This is a genomic window from Bacillus sp. FSL K6-2841 (assembly GCF_037976435.1).
Classification (GTDB): Bacteria; Bacillota; Bacilli; order Bacillales; family Bacillaceae; genus Bacillus; species Bacillus pumilus.
This window is the reverse complement of sequence record NZ_CP150266.1, coordinates 2,137,349-2,155,107: the sequence shown is the minus strand read 5'-3', so window position 1 is coordinate 2,155,107 and position 17,759 is coordinate 2,137,349. Positions and strand designations below refer to the sequence as shown.

The window sequence follows — 17,759 nt, the reverse complement described above, 5'->3', positions numbered from 1 at the left end:
AAAATGCGAAAAAGAGGGATGCTATGTAAAAAAGAAAAGAAAGTAGGGATCGAAGTGGGCATCTTATATGCACTTCTCCCAGCGATATTTTGGGGGAGTATTGTTCTCATCAGTGTCAAACTTGGCGGGAATGCTTACCAGCAAACCCTCGGTATTACGCTTGGCGCATTTATATTTTCAATTGCAGCCTTCTTCATCAAAATGCCAGAGCTGACACCGTTTATTTTTGCGGTTTCTGTCATTTCAGGCATCTTTTGGAGCATTGGACAAATGAATCAGCTTTCAAGTGTTGCGTTTCTCGGAGTCTCGAAGGCGGTTCCTTTGTCAACCGGCATGCAGCTTGTGAGCACTACGTTATTTGGCGTCATGGTCTTCAAAGAATGGCAAACGATGACGGTCATACTCATTGGTTCTTGTGCCATTTTACTGATTATTGCAGGTGTTGTGCTGACATCGCTCGGTCAAAAAAAGAATGGCGGTGGGAACGGTGGGGGCAATTTCAAAAAAGGGATCATGATTCTGCTTATCTCAACGGTTGGTTATGTCGGATATGTTGTTATTTTGCGATGGTTTCATATTGATGGCTGGTCTGCCCTCGTTCCGCAATCGGTCGGCATGCTGCTTTCATCCTTGGCGATTAGTCTTAAGCAGAACCCGTTTAGTAAATATACGTTTAAAAATATCATTGCCGGGCTTGTTTGGTCGACAGGAAATCTCGGACTTCTTTTGGCCATTCCGCTCATTGGTGTCGCCGTAAGTTTTTCGATGTCACAGACAGGGATCGTTATCTCGACATTAGGCGGCATTTACTTATTAAAAGAGAAAGCATCCAGAACAAGCTTTGTCATTGCAGGCTGCTTGATGATCATTGCAGGTGGCGTGCTATTAGGATTTACAAAATAGGAGGGTAAAACGAATGTATCCAGATTTAGAAGGAAAAACAGTCGTGATTACAGGAGCTGGTACAGGAATAGGTCAAGCGATGGCACGCCGGTTTGGACAAGAAAAAGCCAATGTGGTAATTAATTATTTCTCCGACAAAGAAAACCCAGACGACACGATTGCTGAGATTCAGAAAAGTGGCGGACAGGCTGTCAAAATTAAAGGAGATGTATCAAAGGAAGAGGATATGAAGGCAATGATTGATCAAGCTGTCGATACATATGGCAGTCTTGATGTCATGATTAATAATGCAGGAATTGAAAATGAAGTCCCTTCAACGGAGATGACGCTAGATAATTGGAACAAAGTGATGTCCACCAATTTAACAGGTATGTTTTTAGGCTGTCGTGATGCATTGAAGTATATGACAGAACATGGAATTGAAGGATCGATCATTAATATGTCATCGGTCCATCAACAAATTCCATGGCCGCATTTCGTCCATTATGCAGCAAGTAAAGGAGGCGCTAAGCTTTTAACAGAAACGCTGGCACTAGAATATGCCCCTAAAAAAATCCGCGTAAACAGCATTGCACCAGGCGCAATTGATACCCCGATCAATGCTGAAAAATTTAATGATCCAGCATTGAAAAAAGGCGTGATAGAACTGATCCCAATTGGTTATATCGGAAAACCGGAAGAAGTAGCAGCATGTGCTGTCTGGCTGGCGTCAAAAGAGGCGAGCTATGTGACAGGGTTGACGCTCTATGTGGACGGCGGCATGACAAAGTATCCTGGCTTCCAAGCAGGAAAAGGATAAGAAGAAACAAAAAGAGCGTACACACACATACGCTCTTTTTTATATAAAATACAGACAAATGATTCTAAATGTCTAGACATTTAAAAATAAAAATATATAATATTAACTGGAAGCGCTTTTATTACAACAATGGGGTGAGAGAAATGAAACGTATTTTATTAGCATGCAGTTCAGGAATGTCTACGAGTTTACTAGTTACAAAGATGAAGGCTCATGCCGACTCAATAGGGGACGAGGCAGAAATTTGGGCAGTTGGACAAGATCAAGCGAGGAAAGAAATGGCGAATGCGGATGTTGTGTTAATTGGACCGCAAATGAGCTTTTTAAAAGGGGATCTTCAAAAAGAAGCAACAAAATACGGGATTGCAGTAGAGGTCATCGATATGCAGGCGTATGGGCTTGCCGATGGACAAAAAGCGTATGAACAAGCCGTTTCATTGATGGAGGAAGCGTAAAGAATGGAAAAGAAAACACTCGAAGGGCTCACGGAAGAACAAGTCAGTTTTCAATTGATCTTACACAGCGGTAATGCACGCAGCAAATTGCTTCAATCTCTGAAACAATTTCGAGAAGGTCAAGAAGATGAGGCATTTGGTCTCATGAAAGAAGCCGAAGAAGATTTACGTCATGCACATGGCATCCATTTTCAACTCGTACAGCAAGAGGCAGGCGGGGGGAAAACGCCTTTCTCCTTATTGCTCATGCACGCAGAAGACCACTTAATGTCGACTATTACGATGAAGGAGCTTGTGGGAGAGCTCCTGCCGATTTTCCAATCGCTTAAACAATAAAGGGTGTAAACAAGGGGGGAAACCAATGTTTGATAAAATAAGTGCCATTTTGGTTCCGATTGCTGGGAGACTGAACAATAACCGCTATTTAGGTGTATTACGGGATGCCTTTATGCTTGCGTTCCCGCTTACTATTTTTGGTTCCATAATGGTTGTGCTAATGAATTTGCCATTTTTAGATAAAATCATGAGTCAAACCGCACTGGAAGGCGTCCAGTCTGCACTGAATATCGCGCCAAGTGCGACCATCAGCATTATGAGTGTGTTTGTTGTATTTGGGATTGGCTACTATTTATCGAAAAGCTATGATGTAGAAGCTGTCTTTGGCGGCGTGATTGCTTTAGCCTCTTTTCTACTTCTAACGCCATTTTTACTAGAACAAGAAGGCGGTGCATCTATTGCAGGCGTGATCCCAGTCGATCGTTTAGGAGCAAAGGGGATGTTCCTTGGGATGATCACAGGCTTTTTGTCTGCTGAAATTTATCGTTATTTTGTCCAAAAGAAATTTGTCATTAATATGCCGCAAGGGGTTCCGCCAGCTGTTTCAAAGTCTTTTGCTGCACTGATCCCGGCTACTTTGACACTCACAACCTTTTTACTGATCAATATCATCATTACACAAGGCTTCAAAACAAACATGCATGACTTGATTTATCATGCGATTCAGGCACCACTTGTCGGACTTGGAAGCGGTATCATTCCTACCTTGATCGCTGTTTTCTTTATACAAATTCTTTGGTTCTTTGGGCTTCACGGCCAAATTATTATCAACTCTGTCATGGACCCCATTTGGAATACGTTGTCCATTCAAAACCTAGAGAGCTATACAAAAACTGGTGAGGTTCCAAATATCATCAGCAAGCAGTTTATCGAAATTTATACGGTTGGCATGGGCGGAACCGGTATGACGCTAGCTGTCGTGTTTACGATTTTAATTTTCCTGAAAAGTAAGCAATTAAAACAGGTAGCAAAGCTAGGCTTAGGACCAGGATTATTTAACGTCAATGAACCGATTATTTTCGGCTTACCGATTGTCATGAACCCGCTTATTCTTATTCCATGGATTTTGGCGCCAATGGTTATTACATGTATTTCGTATTTTGCGATGGCATCAGGCATTGTACCACCACCGACTGGCGTGAATATTCCCTGGACGGTGCCGATCTTTATAAGCGGAATCATGGCAACCAATTCACTAGCGGGCGGTCTTCTTCAGCTGTTTAACCTGATGATCGTGTTTGTCATTTGGTTCCCGTTCCTGAAGTTTATTGACCGTATGAATGTGAAAAATGAAAAAATAACCACAACGGAAAAAACAAAAACAACTAACATCAAAGGTGAGGGAGACTCAATACATGTCGATGGAAAATAACAAGCAAATATATACATTTCCAGAAGGTTTCTGGTGGGGATCTTCTGCCTCTGCCACGCAAACAGAAGGAAGCGTCCCTGGTGATGGAAAAGGACCGAATATTTGGGATCATTGGTTTGAGCAAGAGCCGACTCGTTTTTTTGATGGCGTTGGACCGAATGTGACATCTCAATTTTACCGAAAATATAAAGAGGATATTCGTCTGATGAAAGAAATTGGGCACAATTCATTCAGATTGTCCATTTCATGGTCACGTCTCTTACCTGAAGGGACAGGTGCGGTCAATGAAGAAGCAGTATCTTTTTACAATGATGTGATCAACGAATTGATTGCACATGATATTGAGCCGTTTGTGAACCTGTACCATTTCGATATGCCAATGGCGCTGCAGGAAAAAGGCGGCTGGGTCAACAGACAGGTAGTAGATGATTATGTGAGCTATGCAGAATTGTGCTTTCAATTATTTGGCGACCGGGTGAAAAAATGGTTTACCCATAATGAACCGATCGTTCCTGTAGAGGGCGGATATATGTATAGCTTTCATTATCCAAACGAAGTTGATTTCCAAAAGGCTGTACAGGTCGGTTATCATGAACTTTTATCAAATGCGAAGGCGATTGCGGCTTATAAAAAGCTGAAGCAAGGCGGTAAGATTGGCATCATCCTTAATCTTACCCCATCTTATCCGAGAAGCCAGAATCCGCGCGATGTAGAAGCAGCTGAGATGGCGGATGCTTTCTTTAACCGTTCCTTCCTAGATCCTGCGGTGAAGGGACATTTCCCAGAGAAACTAGTAGAGGTCTTAAAGAAAGAAGGCTTTATGCCGAGTATGGAAGAAGGAGACCTTGAGCTCATTCGAGAGAATACCGTCGACCTCCTTGGAATCAACTATTATCAGCCAAGAAGAGTGAAGGCGAAAGAGCATATGCCGCATCCAAATGCCCCATTTATGCCAAATCATTATTTCGATGCATTTGACATGCCGGGAAGAAAAATGAATGTGTATCGAGGCTGGGAAATCTATGAAAAAGGCATTTATGATATATTGAAAAAAGTCCAAACAGACTATGATAATATTGAATGTTTTATTTCTGAAAATGGAATGGGTGTTGAAGGAGAAGAGCGGTTTAAGGATGAAGAAGGAATGATTCATGACGATTACCGCATTGACTTTATTTCAGAGCATCTGAAATGGGTGCATCAAGCCATTCAAGAAGGAAGTAATGTAAAAGGCTATCATCTGTGGACCTTTATGGATAACTGGTCATGGTCGAATGCCTATAAGAATCGCTATGGATTTGTCTCAGTTGATCTTCAAGAAGACGGAAAACGTATGATTAAGAAAAGTGGATACTGGTTTCAATCGGTATCAGAAAATAACGGTTTTTAATCAAGATACTTGCTCTTTCCTTGAAAAGGGCAAGTATTTTTCTTATGTGACGGTAAATGGATGAAACAAAAATGGCTGGTACCTTTTAAGCTCACTAGGCTTAGTGTAGAATGAGAGGAAGCTATGAAAAAACAAGTCAGTTGGTGGTGTGAGATGAAAAAGTACGAACTCATTTCAGAAGAAATCAGAAAACGAATAGGAACAGCATATTATCCAGAAGATCAACCCATTCCAGATGAAAACTCGCTTGCCGCTGAATTTCAATGCAGCCGAATGACGATGAAGCGTGCGCTCGATCTTCTCGTAGCAGAAGGTCTCCTCTTTAGAAAAAGAGGTCACGGTACATTTATTGTGAAGGCAGCGCTCAATCAAGGGGCAATCAATGTGTCAGGACATGAAAATAAAGGGTTCACAAAAGTCATGGCGGATAAAAACGTCACGACGCAAATCATTCACTTTGATGTCCATTTTCCAAGCAAAGAGGTGGCAGCCCACCTATCCATAGACTCCACCACACCCATTTATGACATCATCCGTCTCCGTCTTGTGGACGAGGAGCCATACGTATTAGAAAAAACGTTTATGCCCGTCAATCTTATTAAGGGAATAGATGAAGAGGTTTTATTGGGATCCATCTATGGCTACATATCAAATGATTTGAATTTAAAAGTGGCAGGCGCGCATAAGAAAATTAGAGCGGCTAAATCAGACGAGCTAGACCAGCAATATTTAGGCTGTGACCCAACGGATCCTGTGCTAGAGGTCGAACAGGTTGCTTATTTAAACACAGGCCGGCCGTTTGAGTACTCCTTTAGTCATCATCGCTATGATAAGTTCGACTTTTCAACGGTTGAAATTACGAAAACAGGACGTTAAAAAAAGAGCAGAACCCCCAAGGGAGACTGCTCTTTTTTATATCATTTTATATATTCCACCAATGATACCCATCTTTTTCTAGAAGCTGATCGGCTTCTTTCGGTCCCATAGAACCAGCAGGATAATTTGGTTTTAATGTTTTGTTTTCTGCCCATTTTTCAGAAATCGGATCAACAAAGTTCCAAGAAAGCGCCACTTCATCCCAGTGAGCAAAGTTCGTAGCATCACCCAGCAAGCAGTCATGAATCAGCTTTTCATATGCTTCTGGTGTATTCATGATGTCATTATGGTTTGTTTGGTAGTCGAGCTTAATCGGCTTTGCAAATGTACCACCATCAAGCTTGCGAGCGTTCAGGTGAAGGGTGATACCTTCATCTGGCTGAATATGAATGACGAGTAAGTTCGGATGCATGGAATTTCCGTTACCATAGTACAGGTTCATTGGAATGTCTTTAAATTGAACAACGATTTGAGTAGATTTCTTTTCTAAACGTTTTCCAGTACGAATGTAAAATGGCACGCCGGCCCATCTAAAGTTATCGATGAGCAGCTTCCCTGCAACGAATGTTTCCGTGTTTGAGTTCGGGTCAACATTTTGCTCTTCAAGATACGAAGGAACCATGCCGCCATCAACCGTACCAGCATCATACTGTCCGCGGACAAAGAATTGATCGACCTCATCTTTAGAGAAAGGACGAAGAGCGCGTAATGCTTTCCGTTTTTCGCTGCGGATTTCCTCGGTATTCAGCTTAATTGGCGGCTCCATTGCTAAAAGTGCAACCATTTGAAGCATATGGTTTTGGACCATATCTCTTAGAGCACCTGAACTTTCATAATAGCGGGCCCGGTCTTCAACCCCTAATGACTCACTAGATGTAATTTGAATGTTTGAGATATATCGGTTTGTCCAAAGTGGTTCAAAGATGGCATTTGCAAAACGGATGACCTCAATGTTTTGAACCATTTGTTTACCGAGATAGTGGTCGATACGATAAATCTGATCTTCAGAGAATGCATCTCGAATTTCTTCATTTAACTTTTTCGCACTTGGCAAGTCATGGCCAAATGGTTTTTCGATGACAAGTCTTGACCAGCCAGTTGTTTTTGATACACCTTCACTTTTTAGGAACTTTGCAATCGTTCCGAAGAATTCCGGTGCCATCGCTAAATAGAACATCCGGTTGTTTGGGATACTGTACGTATCTTCAAGGCCTGTTAGAAGTGTGTTAAGCGATTGATAGGAAGCAGGGCTTGATACGTCAAAGTCGTGATAATAAAAATGTGAACTGAATTCCTCTATTTTCGCTTCTGCATCATCAGAAGAAACAGATTCTTTTACCACAGCTCTTAGATCCTCATGAGACCACGGACGGCGTCCAACACCGACCACGGCGAATTGATCGCCAAGTTTTCCGCTATGATAAAGTCTATGTATAGAAGGGTAGAGCTTGCGTTTGGCAAGATCTCCTGTTGCGCCAAAAATGACAATGACTGCTTTTGGATTGTTAGTTTCTGTATTCACGAAAAGTACCTCACTTTATTCGTAGCATTGTTGTAAAAACCGAGAATGTATGTACATTTTCTTTATTTTAAAGCTTCATTGTTCGTAAAGCAAACATTTGATTCGACTTTTTCTGGTCTCGTTTGACTTTTTTCGAAAATTCCGCTGAATTCACATTTACCTTGTCTTCATGTATTCTATATGAATAAAGATATTGTATACCGGCTTTAGGAGGAAAAGTAATGGAACTGCTCTTTTTAGGAACGGGTGCAGGCATTCCTGCGAAAACTAGAAACGTCACTTGCACTGCGCTAAAGCTTTTAGAAGAAAGAAAAGCAGTGTGGCTTTTTGATTGCGGAGAAGCGACGCAGCATCAAATATTACATACAACGATTAAACCGAGAAAGATTGAGAAAATATTTATCACTCATATGCATGGTGATCATGTATACGGTCTCCCAGGACTGCTTGGGAGCAGATCCTTCCAAGGCGGAGAAGATGAACTAACGATCTATGGACCTAAGGGCATCAAAGCGTTTGTGAACGCAGCACTTTCAGCTACACAAACGCATTTGACATATCCGCTGCATATCATAGAGATAGATGAAGGGATCGTATTTGAAGATGATACCTTTCAAGTAGAAGCAAGAAGAGTATCTCACGGGATTCCAGCTTACGGCTATCGGGTAGTAGAAAAAGATGTACCAGGTGCATTAAAAGCCGAAGATCTAAAAGAAATCGGTGTAAAACCTGGACCTTTGTATCAGAAGTTAAAAAATGGGGAAACCGTGACACTCGAAGATGGAAGAATCATTGATGGAACCGATTATTTGGAACCCCCTAAAAAAGGGAGAATCGTTGCATTTTCAGGAGATACCCGTTTATGCGAGAATATAACAAGGCTTGCCAAGGATGCGGATGTGTTAGTCCATGAAGCAACATTTGGTAAAGAAGATGCTGAGCTAGCCTACAATTATTATCACAGCACGACAGAACAAGCAGCGAAAACAGCGCAGGAAGCAGGCGCAAAAAGATTAATTTTGACCCATATTAGTGCACGTTACCAGGGAGAAGAGGCACTAAAACAACTATTGAAAGAGGCACGCGATATATTCCCGCTGACAGAAGCTGCACAGGATTTCTCTTCTTTTTCCATTGACCGCACCCTGTAAAAATTGGATGAAACGTCAAGAAAAGTTGTGTGATTTTTTTGATATTTATAATGACTCTCTTTTTCAGGTAGTGGTAAAATGGTGAAGAAAAAACAAATGACGAATGAAACTATGAAGAATACGGGAGGCACAATCAAAGATGAGCGGTTTTACAGCGTTAAGTGAAGCAGAATTAAATGACCTATATGCAGCACTACAAAATGAGTACGAAACGTTTAAAAGTAAAAACTTACACTTAGACATGTCTAGAGGAAAACCTTCACCAAAACAGCTCGATTTGTCTATGGGTATGCTCGATGTTGTGACATCAAAGGATGCGATGACGGCTGAAGATGGTACAGATGTGCGTAACTATGGCGGTTTGACAGGGCTTCCTGAAACGAAGACATTTTTTGCAGATGTGCTCAATCTGAAGCCAGAACAAATCATCATCGGCGGTAATTCCAGCCTGAATATGATGCACGATACCATTGCCCGTGCCATGACCCACGGCGTATATGACAGCAAAACACCTTGGGGAAAGCTGCCAAAAGTAAAATTCCTTGCACCAAGTCCAGGATATGACCGTCACTTTTCCATTTGTGAGCTATTTAACATAGAGATGATCACGGTAGATATGAAAGCTGATGGACCTGATATGGATCAGGTCGAAAAATTGGTCGCAGAGGATGAAGCGATTAAAGGCATTTGGTGTGTACCAAAATATAGCAACCCAGATGGCATTACGTATTCAGATGAGGTGGTTGACCGCCTTGCTTCGATGAAAACAAAAGCAGACGACTTCCGCATTTTTTGGGATGATGCATACGCAGTCCATCACCTAACGGATACGCCTGATATGTTAAAAGATATTTTTCAAGCAGTAGAGGAAGCAGGGCACCCTAATCGTGTATTTATGTTTGCATCTACTTCTAAAATTACATTCCCAGGCTCAGGTATTGCACTCATGGCATCTAGCCCGGATAATGTGAGCTTCACTCAAAAACAATTATCGATTCAAACGATCGGACCAGACAAAATCAATCAATTAAGACACCTTCGTTTCTTCAAGAATCCAGAAGGCTTGAAGGAACATATGAGAAAACATGCAGCGATCATTAAGCCAAAGTTTGACCTCGTTCTTTCCATTCTTGATGAAACACTTGGCGGGAAGGACATTGCAGAATGGCACAAGCCAAATGGCGGATATTTTATTAGTTTAAATACACTTGATCATTGTGCAAAAGCTGTTGTGCAAAAGGCAAAAGAAGCTGGTGTGACCATGACAGGTGCAGGCGCGACTTATCCTTATGGAAAAGACCCGCTTGATCGTAACATTCGCATTGCGCCAACGTTCCCATCACTTGAAGAACTAGAGCAAGCGATTGACATCTTTACATTATGTGTTCAGCTTGTCAGCATTGAAAAGTTGCTGTCTAAAAAAAGTCAGTCAGCTCCAACGGCATAAAGAAAAAAACTCCTTGACGCAAAACTAGTCAAGGAGTTTTTGTTTTTAATTGGCTGTTTGATAATAGGAAACAGGTTGTTTGGCTGCGCACCATACATCATAGATCGCAAGCTGCACAATATGCGGTTCATCATGATGAATATAGTGCGAGCTGTTCTGCGCTTGAATCCATCCGCTTTGGGATGACAAAGACAGCATCCGTTTATGAAGTCTGAGCCATGCCTCGTGTGCTGGATGAAACAATCGGCTCTTACCTGATGAAATGACAAGGAGCGGCATCATCCCATAATGGGTTTGCTCCTCTTTCATTGTGCTGAGCATTTGCTGAAAATCCTCATGCGTACATTCTGCTGTAAACTGCGCCATATATGAGGTGCGTTCTTCCTTTGATAAAAGCGGCAGGATCACCTGCTCTTGCTCCTCACTTGCTGGGTCTAACAGCACCATGCCAATGACGTCATCCCCTCTGCGGCTTGCCCATAACCGGCTGACAAGAGAGCCAAATGAGTGAGCCACAATGAGAAAGGGCGGCTGGATATTGGCTTCTTTTAGCAGCGCATCTAAATCATCTGCAAGATCATGCAATGTTCTTCCTTCACTGCTCTCACTGCTTTTTCCATTTCCTAATCGATCATATAAGAAAACCCCAAGCTCAGGATCAATATCGCGGGCCATATTCGACCACGTATCACCCGAAATGCCGTAGCCTGCTTCAAAGATAATGGTGGCTTGCCTTTTGCCCTGACGATGTTTTGTATAAAAATGATGTCCATCTATATGATACATTCTTTCAATCATTGCCGAGTTCATTCTTCCATCTCCTCTAAGTGGTTCTTTAGCTAAAAGACGGCACAAAAGGCAGATATGTTTCTCTTAAAAACAAAAAAGATGCCTATTTCAAAAAATAGACACCTTTTTCCTATGCATTTTTACCAAGCGCGGTCATATTGACGCGGGCTTTCGATGGATGTACGAAGCTCTTCAGCAGCTGTTTTTGGGAAGTATGGATCCCGTAAAAATTCTCTGCCTATAAAAATTAAGTCTGCACGCTGATTTCGTAAAATCTCCTCTGCCTGTACACCAGATGTGATCAGACCGACAGCACCTGTTTGAATACCGGCACCTGCTTTGATTTTTTCTGCGAAGGTCACTTGGTAGCCAGGGAATGTGCTGATTTTCGCCTGTACGACAGCGCCTGAGCTGACATCGATTAAGTCGACACCTTGTTCCTTCAGCCATGTAGCAATGCCAATGTAATCAGCAATATCAAGTCCTTTTGTCGTGTAATCAGAAGCCGACACACGGACAAATAATGGGCCGTCCCATACTTCATTGACTGCATCGACGACTTCTCTTAAGAAACGATAACGGTTCTCTGGTGAACCGCCATAATCATCTGTTCGATGATTTGACAGCGGTGAAAGGAATTCATTAATCAAATAGCCATGCGCCCCATGAATTTCAATGATGTCAAAGCCGGCCTTTTTTGCCCGGACTGCTGCATCCTGAAACGCCTGAACAGTATCTTTGATTTGATCGACGGACATCTGGACAGGGGTTTTAGACTGTTCATCAAATGGAATGCTAGATGGTGCCAGGATGTCACCATCTAGTTCAGCTTTACGTCCTGCATGAGCCAGCTGGATGGCTGTCTTGGTTCCGTATGCTTTGATTTGTTCATTTAATGAAGCGAAGCCTTCAATGTGCTCATCACTCCAAATTCCGAGGTCTTGATCACTAATTCTTCCCTCGGGGGAAACGGCACTTGCCTCCACCATGATCAGGCCAGCTTGACCTTGGGCACGGGAAATATAATGTGTAAAGTGGAAAGGCTGTAATTTCCCATCCCGATCATAGGATGAATACATACACATCGGGGACATTACGATGCGGTTTTTGAGCGTAACACCTTTTAATGTCCAAGGTGAAAAGAGTTTTGTTTCCAAATACCTTCGCCTCCTCATAGAATTGTATAGCCGATTATAACAGCCATTCAAACTTTCGTCATAAAAGGTGCTCAAAGAATATAGCTTTTATACACGTTTTTGTATAATGGAGAAATAGAGAAAGCAAAGGGGGAGAACGAATGAAATGGCAAACAGAGAGTGAACGAAAGGAACTGCTCACAGCTCTTATGCAGTATGAAAGCATATCGGGTACAACTGGAGAAGTTGCGTTAGCTGAATATTTATATTATTTACTGAGGGAGCGGCCTTATTACAAGCAGAATCCTGATCATTTGGCTTTGCATCCGATGAAAGATGGCCGGTATTATTTAACGGCGCTTGTAAAGCGCAGTTCTCTTTCTCGTACCGTTTTGCTGCTTAGTCATTTCGATGTTGTCGATACAGAAGATTACGGTGAATTTCAAAACATGGCATGCAAGCCAGAGGAGTTAATGGCGTCATTTTCTCAAAAAAGTGCGCTTCTCCCAAAAAGAGCAAGAGAAGATCTAGCTTCAGGTGACTGGTTGTTTGGAAGAGGTGCCATGGATATGAAGGCAGGTCTTACTGTACAGCTGTCTATGCTGGAAAGAGCGATGGCAGAGACATTTGATGGAAATGTCCTACTCGTCACAGTCCCGGATGAAGAAGTGAATTCTCAAGGAATGCTTGAAGCTGTTCCAAAACTAAAGGAGCTTAAGGAAAAGCATGACCTTGACTATACCGCGTGCTTAAACAGTGAGCCTATGTTTGAAAAGTATCCAGGTGATGAACATTATTATATGTATACAGGCAGTATAGGGAAGGTGCTGGCCGGATTTTTCTGCAAAGGAATTGAAACACATGTAGGAGAGCCGTTCTCAGGCTTAAATGCGAATTTTATCGTATCTGCATTAAATCGGCTGTTAGAGCTGAATAGTGATTATTGTGAGGAAGTAGATGGGGAAGTCACGCCGCCCCCAACTAACTTAATGCAAAAGGATTTAAAAGAAGCCTATTCCGTTCAAACACCTCACACAGCTGTTTCTTTATTTAATGTGCTGATGATGAATCGTTCAAGTGAAGAACTGCATGGGCTTCTTTATGACACGGCGAAACAAGCAGCAGACCAAATCGAAACTGATCTCAAACAAAAAACAGCAGATTTTCAGCGCTTTAAACCATTTACACCGATTGATACGAGAATCACCGTTCTCACGTATCATGAGCTGTATCAAAAAGCTGCTGAACGCTCAGGTAAACAGGAGGTTGAACGCATTGTAAACTATGCGTTTGCCAATCGAGGTGAGCTTGGAGATCGTGATTTTTCAACCAAAATCGTCTCTGAGCTGACGACGCTTTGTAAGGAAGATGGGCCGCTCATTGTTCTATTTTATAGCCCGCCATTTTATCCAGCGGTTTCCTCAACGGAAGATCCGCATATCCAAGCAACCTTAAAGAGGATTCAAATTGAGGCGAAGAAGAGTTATGGTCTTGAAATAGAAGAAGTGAAATATTTTCCGGGATTGTCTGATTTAAGTTACTTACAGCTCGAAAAACAGGACGTAGGGCATTACACGACCAATATGCCGCTTTATCAGAAAGGCTATTCTTTACCGGAAGGAGAAAAGGGAGCACTTTACGTTCCAGTCATCAACGTGGGTCCATTAGGAAAGGACCCACACAAATGGACAGAGCGCCTGCACATCCCGTTCTCATTTGGCATTTTGCCAGAATTATTAGACTCAGCGATTCATGCTTTGTTAGAGAAAAAGTAAGTATATGATGAAGAGCCCTATCGTGATGATAGGGCTTTTTATTTTTAAATAAACGATCCGACGACTTAGATAAATAGAGTATGATAAAGAATATGACTTACATTTATTTGAAGAGGATGGTGAGAATGAAATGGAAACTGGAAAATTAACAAAAACAGAAATTACTACATCGCTTCAGGAAAGTATCCGTGAACTAGAACAGCTAGTGGGGACATGTGATGAGCACACACTAGATCAATCTTTGGGAGAGGGCAAGTGGTCGATCAAGCAAATTGCAGGGCATTTGTATGATACAGAAGAAGTCTGGTCAGAGCGAATAAAGCAAGCAATATCAAATGACCATACGCCTTTTCAATCGTATGATCCTGAAATGTATGTGAAGGAAAGAGCTTACGAAAGATTTAACGTACAGGAAATCAAAGCATTGATTAAAAGACTGAAAGAGAGAAGAAGCAAGACACTTCATCTATTAGAAAACGATACATGGGAGCAATCAGGTCTGCATCCTGAAGAAGGGGTGATGACAGTGCAAATATTAGCTGAAACGATCGCCTTACATGAACTACATCATCTCGATCAAATCAAAGCCATCATGTCAATGAGTGAATCATCTGCATGAGGAGATGCTAATTAGTGAAGCATCAAGAATTGTTAATCGATATGAATTTTTATCAGGCACGTAATTCTTTATTAGAACAAGCCATTTCTAAAAAAGAACCGAAGTGTGAAACAGGCAGTTTGCATCAAGTTGCTAGTGAGAAAAAATAGATGTGTATGTCAAAAAGCACCTGTCATCAACACAGGTGCTTTTCTCTATCATTTATACGTGCTTGCTGAAAACATTTCGTTTAATTCTGCTGCTCGTTTTGTTGCGGTTTTGACACAATCGACAACGGCTTCTTCAAATTGATAGGCAGCAAGTGTGTTCAGGCCGGCTTCTGTCGTTCCGCCTTCACTTGTGATCTCTTTGCGCAGTTCAGCAGGTTCTTTACCGCTGCTTTGAAGCATGTTGGCGGCACCCGCAATCATTTGGCAGATGAGCAGCTTCGCTGTTGCTTGGTCCATCCCAAGTTCCGAAGCGCCTCGCTCCATTCCTTCAATCAAATGATAAATGAAGGCAGGACCGCTTCCTGCAATAGCTGTAACAGCATTAAGCTGTGATTCATCTAATACCGTCACATGACCGATCGTTTCAAACAGTTCGATTGCTTTATTCTTTTGATCCTCTGTCACTTCTTGACTGACAGAAATGCCTGTTGCTGATTGCTGAATGGCGGCTGATGTATTTGGCATCGCGCGAACCACTGCAGTCTTCTCGCCAGCATAGTGTTGGATCGTTTCAATTGAGATGCCTGCTAAAATCGAAATGATCAGCTGCCCTTGTAAATGAGGCCGAACTTCAGATATCCCGCTTTCAGCATCTTTCGGTTTTAAAGCAAATACGAGAATATCCGCTTCTTCATAAATAAAAGAACGAGAGAAATCCGTTTTGACCCCATAACGCACCTTTAATTCTTCTAGGCGTTTTTCATTCGTTTTGTTTGTGACAATAATATCTTCGTTTGACATGATGCCGCTTTTTAATAAACCTTTCATCATCGACTCTGCCATTGAGCCTGCACCAATAAATCCAATTTTACTCATAAGCCGCTCCTCCTTGTAGAAAATAAAAAAACCTCTCGCCTGAAAAGGACGAAAGGTTTTTCGCGGTACCACCCTCAATTAGCATGCAAATATGCATACTCAGCTCTAGTCCCTTAACGCGGGAAACGTTTAGGTTTGCCTAACAGCTCAAAGGGCAGGTTCAGCAAATAAGAGGATGGTGAGGTCTTACAGCCGGCGGACCTCACTCTCTTGCATCATTATTTTGCTTACTAATCCTTGTCATCACGCATTTTATATTTGTTGTTCATTATGCAACGATGGACAAGTTTGTGTCAATAGGGACAGATAAAAAAATTGACCGCCTAAACCGCATGACAGTCTGCCCTTTGCAGGATACAATGAATAAAGAAGACGAAGTGACAATGAATCATGAGTCAAAAAGCAGGAGATGACATAAAAAAGTGAAAGAAGACATCATTCAATTATCTATCCCGACCCCTTTTGCTGTTGGGGATGTACATGCATATATTTTAAAAGGAGAAGCTGTGACTTTAGTGGACTGCGGGCCGATGACAGAAGAGGCGGAGCACGCCTTTGTCACGCAATTACATGAGCATCGTTTATCAATTGACGATATTGATCAAGTGGTGTTGACCCATCATCATGCAGATCATGTCGGTCTTTTAAATCTGATGAAACCTCATGTTCGTGTGATCGGACATGAGGTAAATGAGCCGTATATTAGCCAGGACCCTGTGTTTAAAGAGCATCAAATTGCTTTTACGAAACACTTTTTTCAGCAGTTAGGTGTGCCGCTTCGCCCTGATGAGTGTGAAAGAATCGTGAAGCAATCTTATACATATTCCTGTACTGCACATGTAGATGACGTCATCAAAGAAGGCGATCGGTTGAAAGGGCATGAACATTTTTTCGTCATGGAAACACCGGGACATGCGCAATCTCATCTTTCCTTTCTAGATGAAACAACGGGCCACTTCATTGGTGGAGACCTTCTTTTGACGACTATTTCCTCAAACCCGTTAATGGAAGCGCCGTATGAAGGGGAGGAACGCCAAAAATCGCTGCTTCAATATAAAGCATCACTCAATCGATTACTTCATCTGCCGATCAAGACGATTTATCCAGGACACGGGCAGCTCATCACGTCTCATCATGAATTGATCGAAGAAAGATTTAAGAAACAAGAAAAACGGGCAAATACGATGTATCAGCTGCTTAAACGAAAAGAAATGACTGCCTTTCATCTTTGCCGCAAGCTATTTCCAGTGCTGTATGAAGAGGCCTTGTTTTTAACGATGTCAGAGACAGTTGGGCAGCTGGATGTCCTCTTAGAAGCTGGACAAATTGAAGAAGTGCAAAAAGATGGAATTCTCTATTACAGGGCAAACTAAGGAGTGAAACGCATGGGGCGATTAACAGGAAAGAGAATATGGATTACAGGCGCATCTGGCGGCATTGGTGAAAAAATGGCGTACTTGGCAGCAGCAGAAGGCGCAGAGATCATTATTTCAGCAAGACGAATTGAAAAGCTGGCGGGTGTAAAAGAAAAGATTATGAGTGCTGGCGGGGTGTGTCACATCGTGGAGCTAGATGTCAGTCATCTTGAGGACATTGATCGCGCATATAAAGAAGTGGGGGCTGTTGATATTTTGGTGAACAATGCCGGTTTTGGTGCGTTTGATCTCGTTGAAGATGCGTCCATTGAGGAAATGGTGTCGATGTTTGAAGTAAACGTGTTTGGTTTAATCGCCTGCACGAAAAAGGTCATTCCAGAGATGAAACAGAGAGGACACGGACATATTATCAATATTGCCTCTCAGGCAGGAAAGATTGCCACCCCGAAATCGGCCATTTATTCTGCATCCAAGCATGCCGTCCTTGGCTTTTCAAACAGCCTCAGAATGGAGCTGTCAGACATCGGCATTCACGTCACCACAGTGAATCCAGGCCCGATTGCCACTGACTTCTTTACCATCGCCGATCGCAGCGGTGAATATGTGAAGAATGTTGAATTCATGATGCTTAGTGCGGACAAGGTGGCGGGGAAGGTCGTATCCGCTATGATGACGAAAAAAAGAGAGATTAATCTGCCTGGATGGATGAATACTGGCAGTAAATTGTATCAATTATTCCCATTTTTATTTGAAAAAGCAGCACGCAAAGCGATGATGAAAAAATAACA

General features: G+C 42.2%; 18 protein-coding genes and 1 other annotated feature. Of the genes, 14 read left to right on the top strand and 4 right to left on the bottom strand.

Annotation, left to right across the window (positions count from 1 at the left end; translation table 11 throughout):
- The first annotated feature begins 54 nt into the window (after positions 1 to 54).
- From MHH68_RS10845 to MHH68_RS10815, 7 genes are all read left to right on the top strand, one after another.
- Complete coding sequence (locus tag MHH68_RS10845; protein WP_180310791.1) at positions 55 to 903, top strand: GRP family sugar transporter; 849 nt, start codon at positions 55 to 57, stop codon at positions 901 to 903.
- A 13-nt stretch (positions 904 to 916) separates the two neighbouring features.
- A complete protein-coding gene (locus tag MHH68_RS10840; RefSeq protein WP_144462769.1) occupies positions 917 to 1,702 on the top strand; it encodes an SDR family oxidoreductase in 786 nt (261 codons plus the stop codon).
- A 143-nt stretch (positions 1,703 to 1,845) separates the two neighbouring features.
- Positions 1,846 to 2,157, top strand: a complete 312-nt coding sequence (locus MHH68_RS10835) for a PTS sugar transporter subunit IIB (protein ID WP_061408468.1) — start codon at positions 1,846 to 1,848, stop codon at positions 2,155 to 2,157.
- A gap of 3 nt (positions 2,158 to 2,160) precedes the next feature.
- On the top strand, positions 2,161 to 2,493 hold the full coding sequence (locus MHH68_RS10830) for a PTS lactose/cellobiose transporter subunit IIA (protein ID WP_339163027.1): 333 nt from the start codon (positions 2,161 to 2,163) through the stop codon (positions 2,491 to 2,493).
- Between the two features lie 25 nt (positions 2,494 to 2,518).
- Positions 2,519 to 3,865 (top strand): PTS cellobiose transporter subunit IIC, encoded by a 1,347-nt coding sequence (gene celB, locus MHH68_RS10825; RefSeq protein WP_012010487.1) that lies wholly within the window; start codon positions 2,519 to 2,521, stop codon positions 3,863 to 3,865.
- The gene (locus MHH68_RS10820; protein WP_339163025.1) at positions 3,849 to 5,255 is read left to right on the top strand and encodes a glycoside hydrolase family 1 protein; all 1,407 of its coding nucleotides are present in this window, start codon (positions 3,849 to 3,851) and stop codon (positions 5,253 to 5,255) included. Before celB ends, MHH68_RS10820 begins: the two co-directional genes overlap by 17 nt.
- Positions 5,256 to 5,408: 153 nt before the next feature.
- Positions 5,409 to 6,131, top strand: a complete 723-nt coding sequence (locus MHH68_RS10815; protein ID WP_003215808.1) for a GntR family transcriptional regulator — start codon at positions 5,409 to 5,411, stop codon at positions 6,129 to 6,131.
- A 46-nt stretch (positions 6,132 to 6,177) separates the two neighbouring features.
- Here MHH68_RS10815 and zwf read toward each other — a convergent pair whose 3' ends face one another.
- Positions 6,178 to 7,653: a glucose-6-phosphate dehydrogenase gene (zwf, locus tag MHH68_RS10810; RefSeq protein ID WP_058014740.1), complete on the bottom strand. Its 1,476-nt coding sequence runs from the start codon at positions 7,651 to 7,653 to the stop codon at positions 6,178 to 6,180.
- Positions 7,654 to 7,874: 221 nt separating this feature from the next.
- On the opposite strand from zwf, the gene rnz reads away from it, so the two are divergent.
- Together rnz and MHH68_RS10800 are read left to right on the top strand one after the other, a co-directional pair.
- Complete coding sequence (gene rnz, locus MHH68_RS10805; RefSeq protein WP_144462775.1) at positions 7,875 to 8,804, top strand: ribonuclease Z; 930 nt, start codon at positions 7,875 to 7,877, stop codon at positions 8,802 to 8,804.
- Between the two features lie 139 nt (positions 8,805 to 8,943).
- Positions 8,944 to 10,251, top strand: coding sequence for an aminotransferase class I/II-fold pyridoxal phosphate-dependent enzyme (locus MHH68_RS10800; RefSeq protein ID WP_339163020.1), 1,308 nt, complete (start codon positions 8,944 to 8,946; stop codon positions 10,249 to 10,251).
- 45 nt (positions 10,252 to 10,296) lie between these two features.
- Here MHH68_RS10800 and MHH68_RS10795 read toward each other — a convergent pair whose 3' ends face one another.
- A complete protein-coding gene (locus MHH68_RS10795; protein WP_058014742.1) occupies positions 10,297 to 11,061 on the bottom strand; it encodes an alpha/beta hydrolase in 765 nt (254 codons plus the stop codon).
- A 119-nt stretch (positions 11,062 to 11,180) separates the two neighbouring features.
- Complete coding sequence (namA, locus tag MHH68_RS10790; protein WP_144462779.1) at positions 11,181 to 12,197, bottom strand: NADPH dehydrogenase NamA; 1,017 nt, start codon at positions 12,195 to 12,197, stop codon at positions 11,181 to 11,183.
- A 140-nt stretch (positions 12,198 to 12,337) separates the two neighbouring features.
- On the opposite strand from namA, the gene MHH68_RS10785 reads away from it, so the two are divergent.
- From MHH68_RS10785 to MHH68_RS10775, 3 genes are all read left to right on the top strand, one after another.
- The gene (locus MHH68_RS10785; protein ID WP_339163017.1) at positions 12,338 to 13,951 is read left to right on the top strand and encodes a M20/M25/M40 family metallo-hydrolase; all 1,614 of its coding nucleotides are present in this window, start codon (positions 12,338 to 12,340) and stop codon (positions 13,949 to 13,951) included.
- 130 nt (positions 13,952 to 14,081) lie between these two features.
- A complete protein-coding gene (locus MHH68_RS10780) occupies positions 14,082 to 14,570 on the top strand; it encodes a DinB family protein (RefSeq protein ID WP_058014744.1) in 489 nt (162 codons plus the stop codon).
- 14 nt (positions 14,571 to 14,584) lie between these two features.
- Positions 14,585 to 14,719 (top strand): hypothetical protein, encoded by a 135-nt coding sequence (locus tag MHH68_RS10775; RefSeq protein WP_339163016.1) that lies wholly within the window; start codon positions 14,585 to 14,587, stop codon positions 14,717 to 14,719.
- Positions 14,720 to 14,767: 48 nt separating this feature from the next.
- Here MHH68_RS10775 and proC read toward each other — a convergent pair whose 3' ends face one another.
- The gene (proC, locus tag MHH68_RS10770) at positions 14,768 to 15,595 is read right to left on the bottom strand and encodes a pyrroline-5-carboxylate reductase (protein ID WP_058014745.1); all 828 of its coding nucleotides are present in this window, start codon (positions 15,593 to 15,595) and stop codon (positions 14,768 to 14,770) included.
- A 41-nt stretch (positions 15,596 to 15,636) separates the two neighbouring features.
- Positions 15,637 to 15,848 (bottom strand) — a binding site (T-box leader).
- 169 nt (positions 15,849 to 16,017) lie between these two features.
- Between proC and MHH68_RS10765 the strand changes: the two genes are divergently transcribed.
- Together MHH68_RS10765 and MHH68_RS10760 are read left to right on the top strand one after the other, a co-directional pair.
- Positions 16,018 to 16,968, top strand: coding sequence for an MBL fold metallo-hydrolase (locus tag MHH68_RS10765; RefSeq protein ID WP_061408452.1), 951 nt, complete (start codon positions 16,018 to 16,020; stop codon positions 16,966 to 16,968).
- Between the two features lie 12 nt (positions 16,969 to 16,980).
- Positions 16,981 to 17,757 (top strand): SDR family oxidoreductase, encoded by a 777-nt coding sequence (locus tag MHH68_RS10760; RefSeq protein WP_058014747.1) that lies wholly within the window; start codon positions 16,981 to 16,983, stop codon positions 17,755 to 17,757.
- Positions 17,758 to 17,759: the final 2 nt, after the last annotated feature.

Bases quoted from the DNA above. Each gene is read 5' to 3' on its own strand.
- MHH68_RS10840 (WP_144462769.1), top strand. From the start codon at position 917: ATGTATCCAGATTTAGAAGGAAAAACAGTCGTGATTACAGGAGCTGGT.
- MHH68_RS10835 (WP_061408468.1), top strand. From the start codon at position 1,846: ATGAAACGTATTTTATTAGCATGCAGTTCAGGAATGTCTACGAGTTTA.
- MHH68_RS10830 (WP_339163027.1), top strand. From the start codon at position 2,161: ATGGAAAAGAAAACACTCGAAGGGCTCACGGAAGAACAAGTCAGTTTT.
- celB (WP_012010487.1), top strand. From the start codon at position 2,519: ATGTTTGATAAAATAAGTGCCATTTTGGTTCCGATTGCTGGGAGACTG.
- MHH68_RS10820 (WP_339163025.1), top strand. From the start codon at position 3,849: ATGTCGATGGAAAATAACAAGCAAATATATACATTTCCAGAAGGTTTC.
- MHH68_RS10815 (WP_003215808.1), top strand. From the start codon at position 5,409: ATGAAAAAGTACGAACTCATTTCAGAAGAAATCAGAAAACGAATAGGA.
- rnz (WP_144462775.1), top strand. From the start codon at position 7,875: ATGGAACTGCTCTTTTTAGGAACGGGTGCAGGCATTCCTGCGAAAACT.
- MHH68_RS10800 (WP_339163020.1), top strand. From the start codon at position 8,944: ATGAGCGGTTTTACAGCGTTAAGTGAAGCAGAATTAAATGACCTATAT.
- MHH68_RS10795 (WP_058014742.1), bottom strand. From the start codon at position 11,061: ATGAACTCGGCAATGATTGAAAGAATGTATCATATAGATGGACATCAT.
- MHH68_RS10785 (WP_339163017.1), top strand. From the start codon at position 12,338: ATGAAATGGCAAACAGAGAGTGAACGAAAGGAACTGCTCACAGCTCTT.
- MHH68_RS10780 (WP_058014744.1), top strand. From the start codon at position 14,082: ATGGAAACTGGAAAATTAACAAAAACAGAAATTACTACATCGCTTCAG.
- proC (WP_058014745.1), bottom strand. From the start codon at position 15,595: ATGAGTAAAATTGGATTTATTGGTGCAGGCTCAATGGCAGAGTCGATG.
- MHH68_RS10760 (WP_058014747.1), top strand. From the start codon at position 16,981: ATGGGGCGATTAACAGGAAAGAGAATATGGATTACAGGCGCATCTGGC.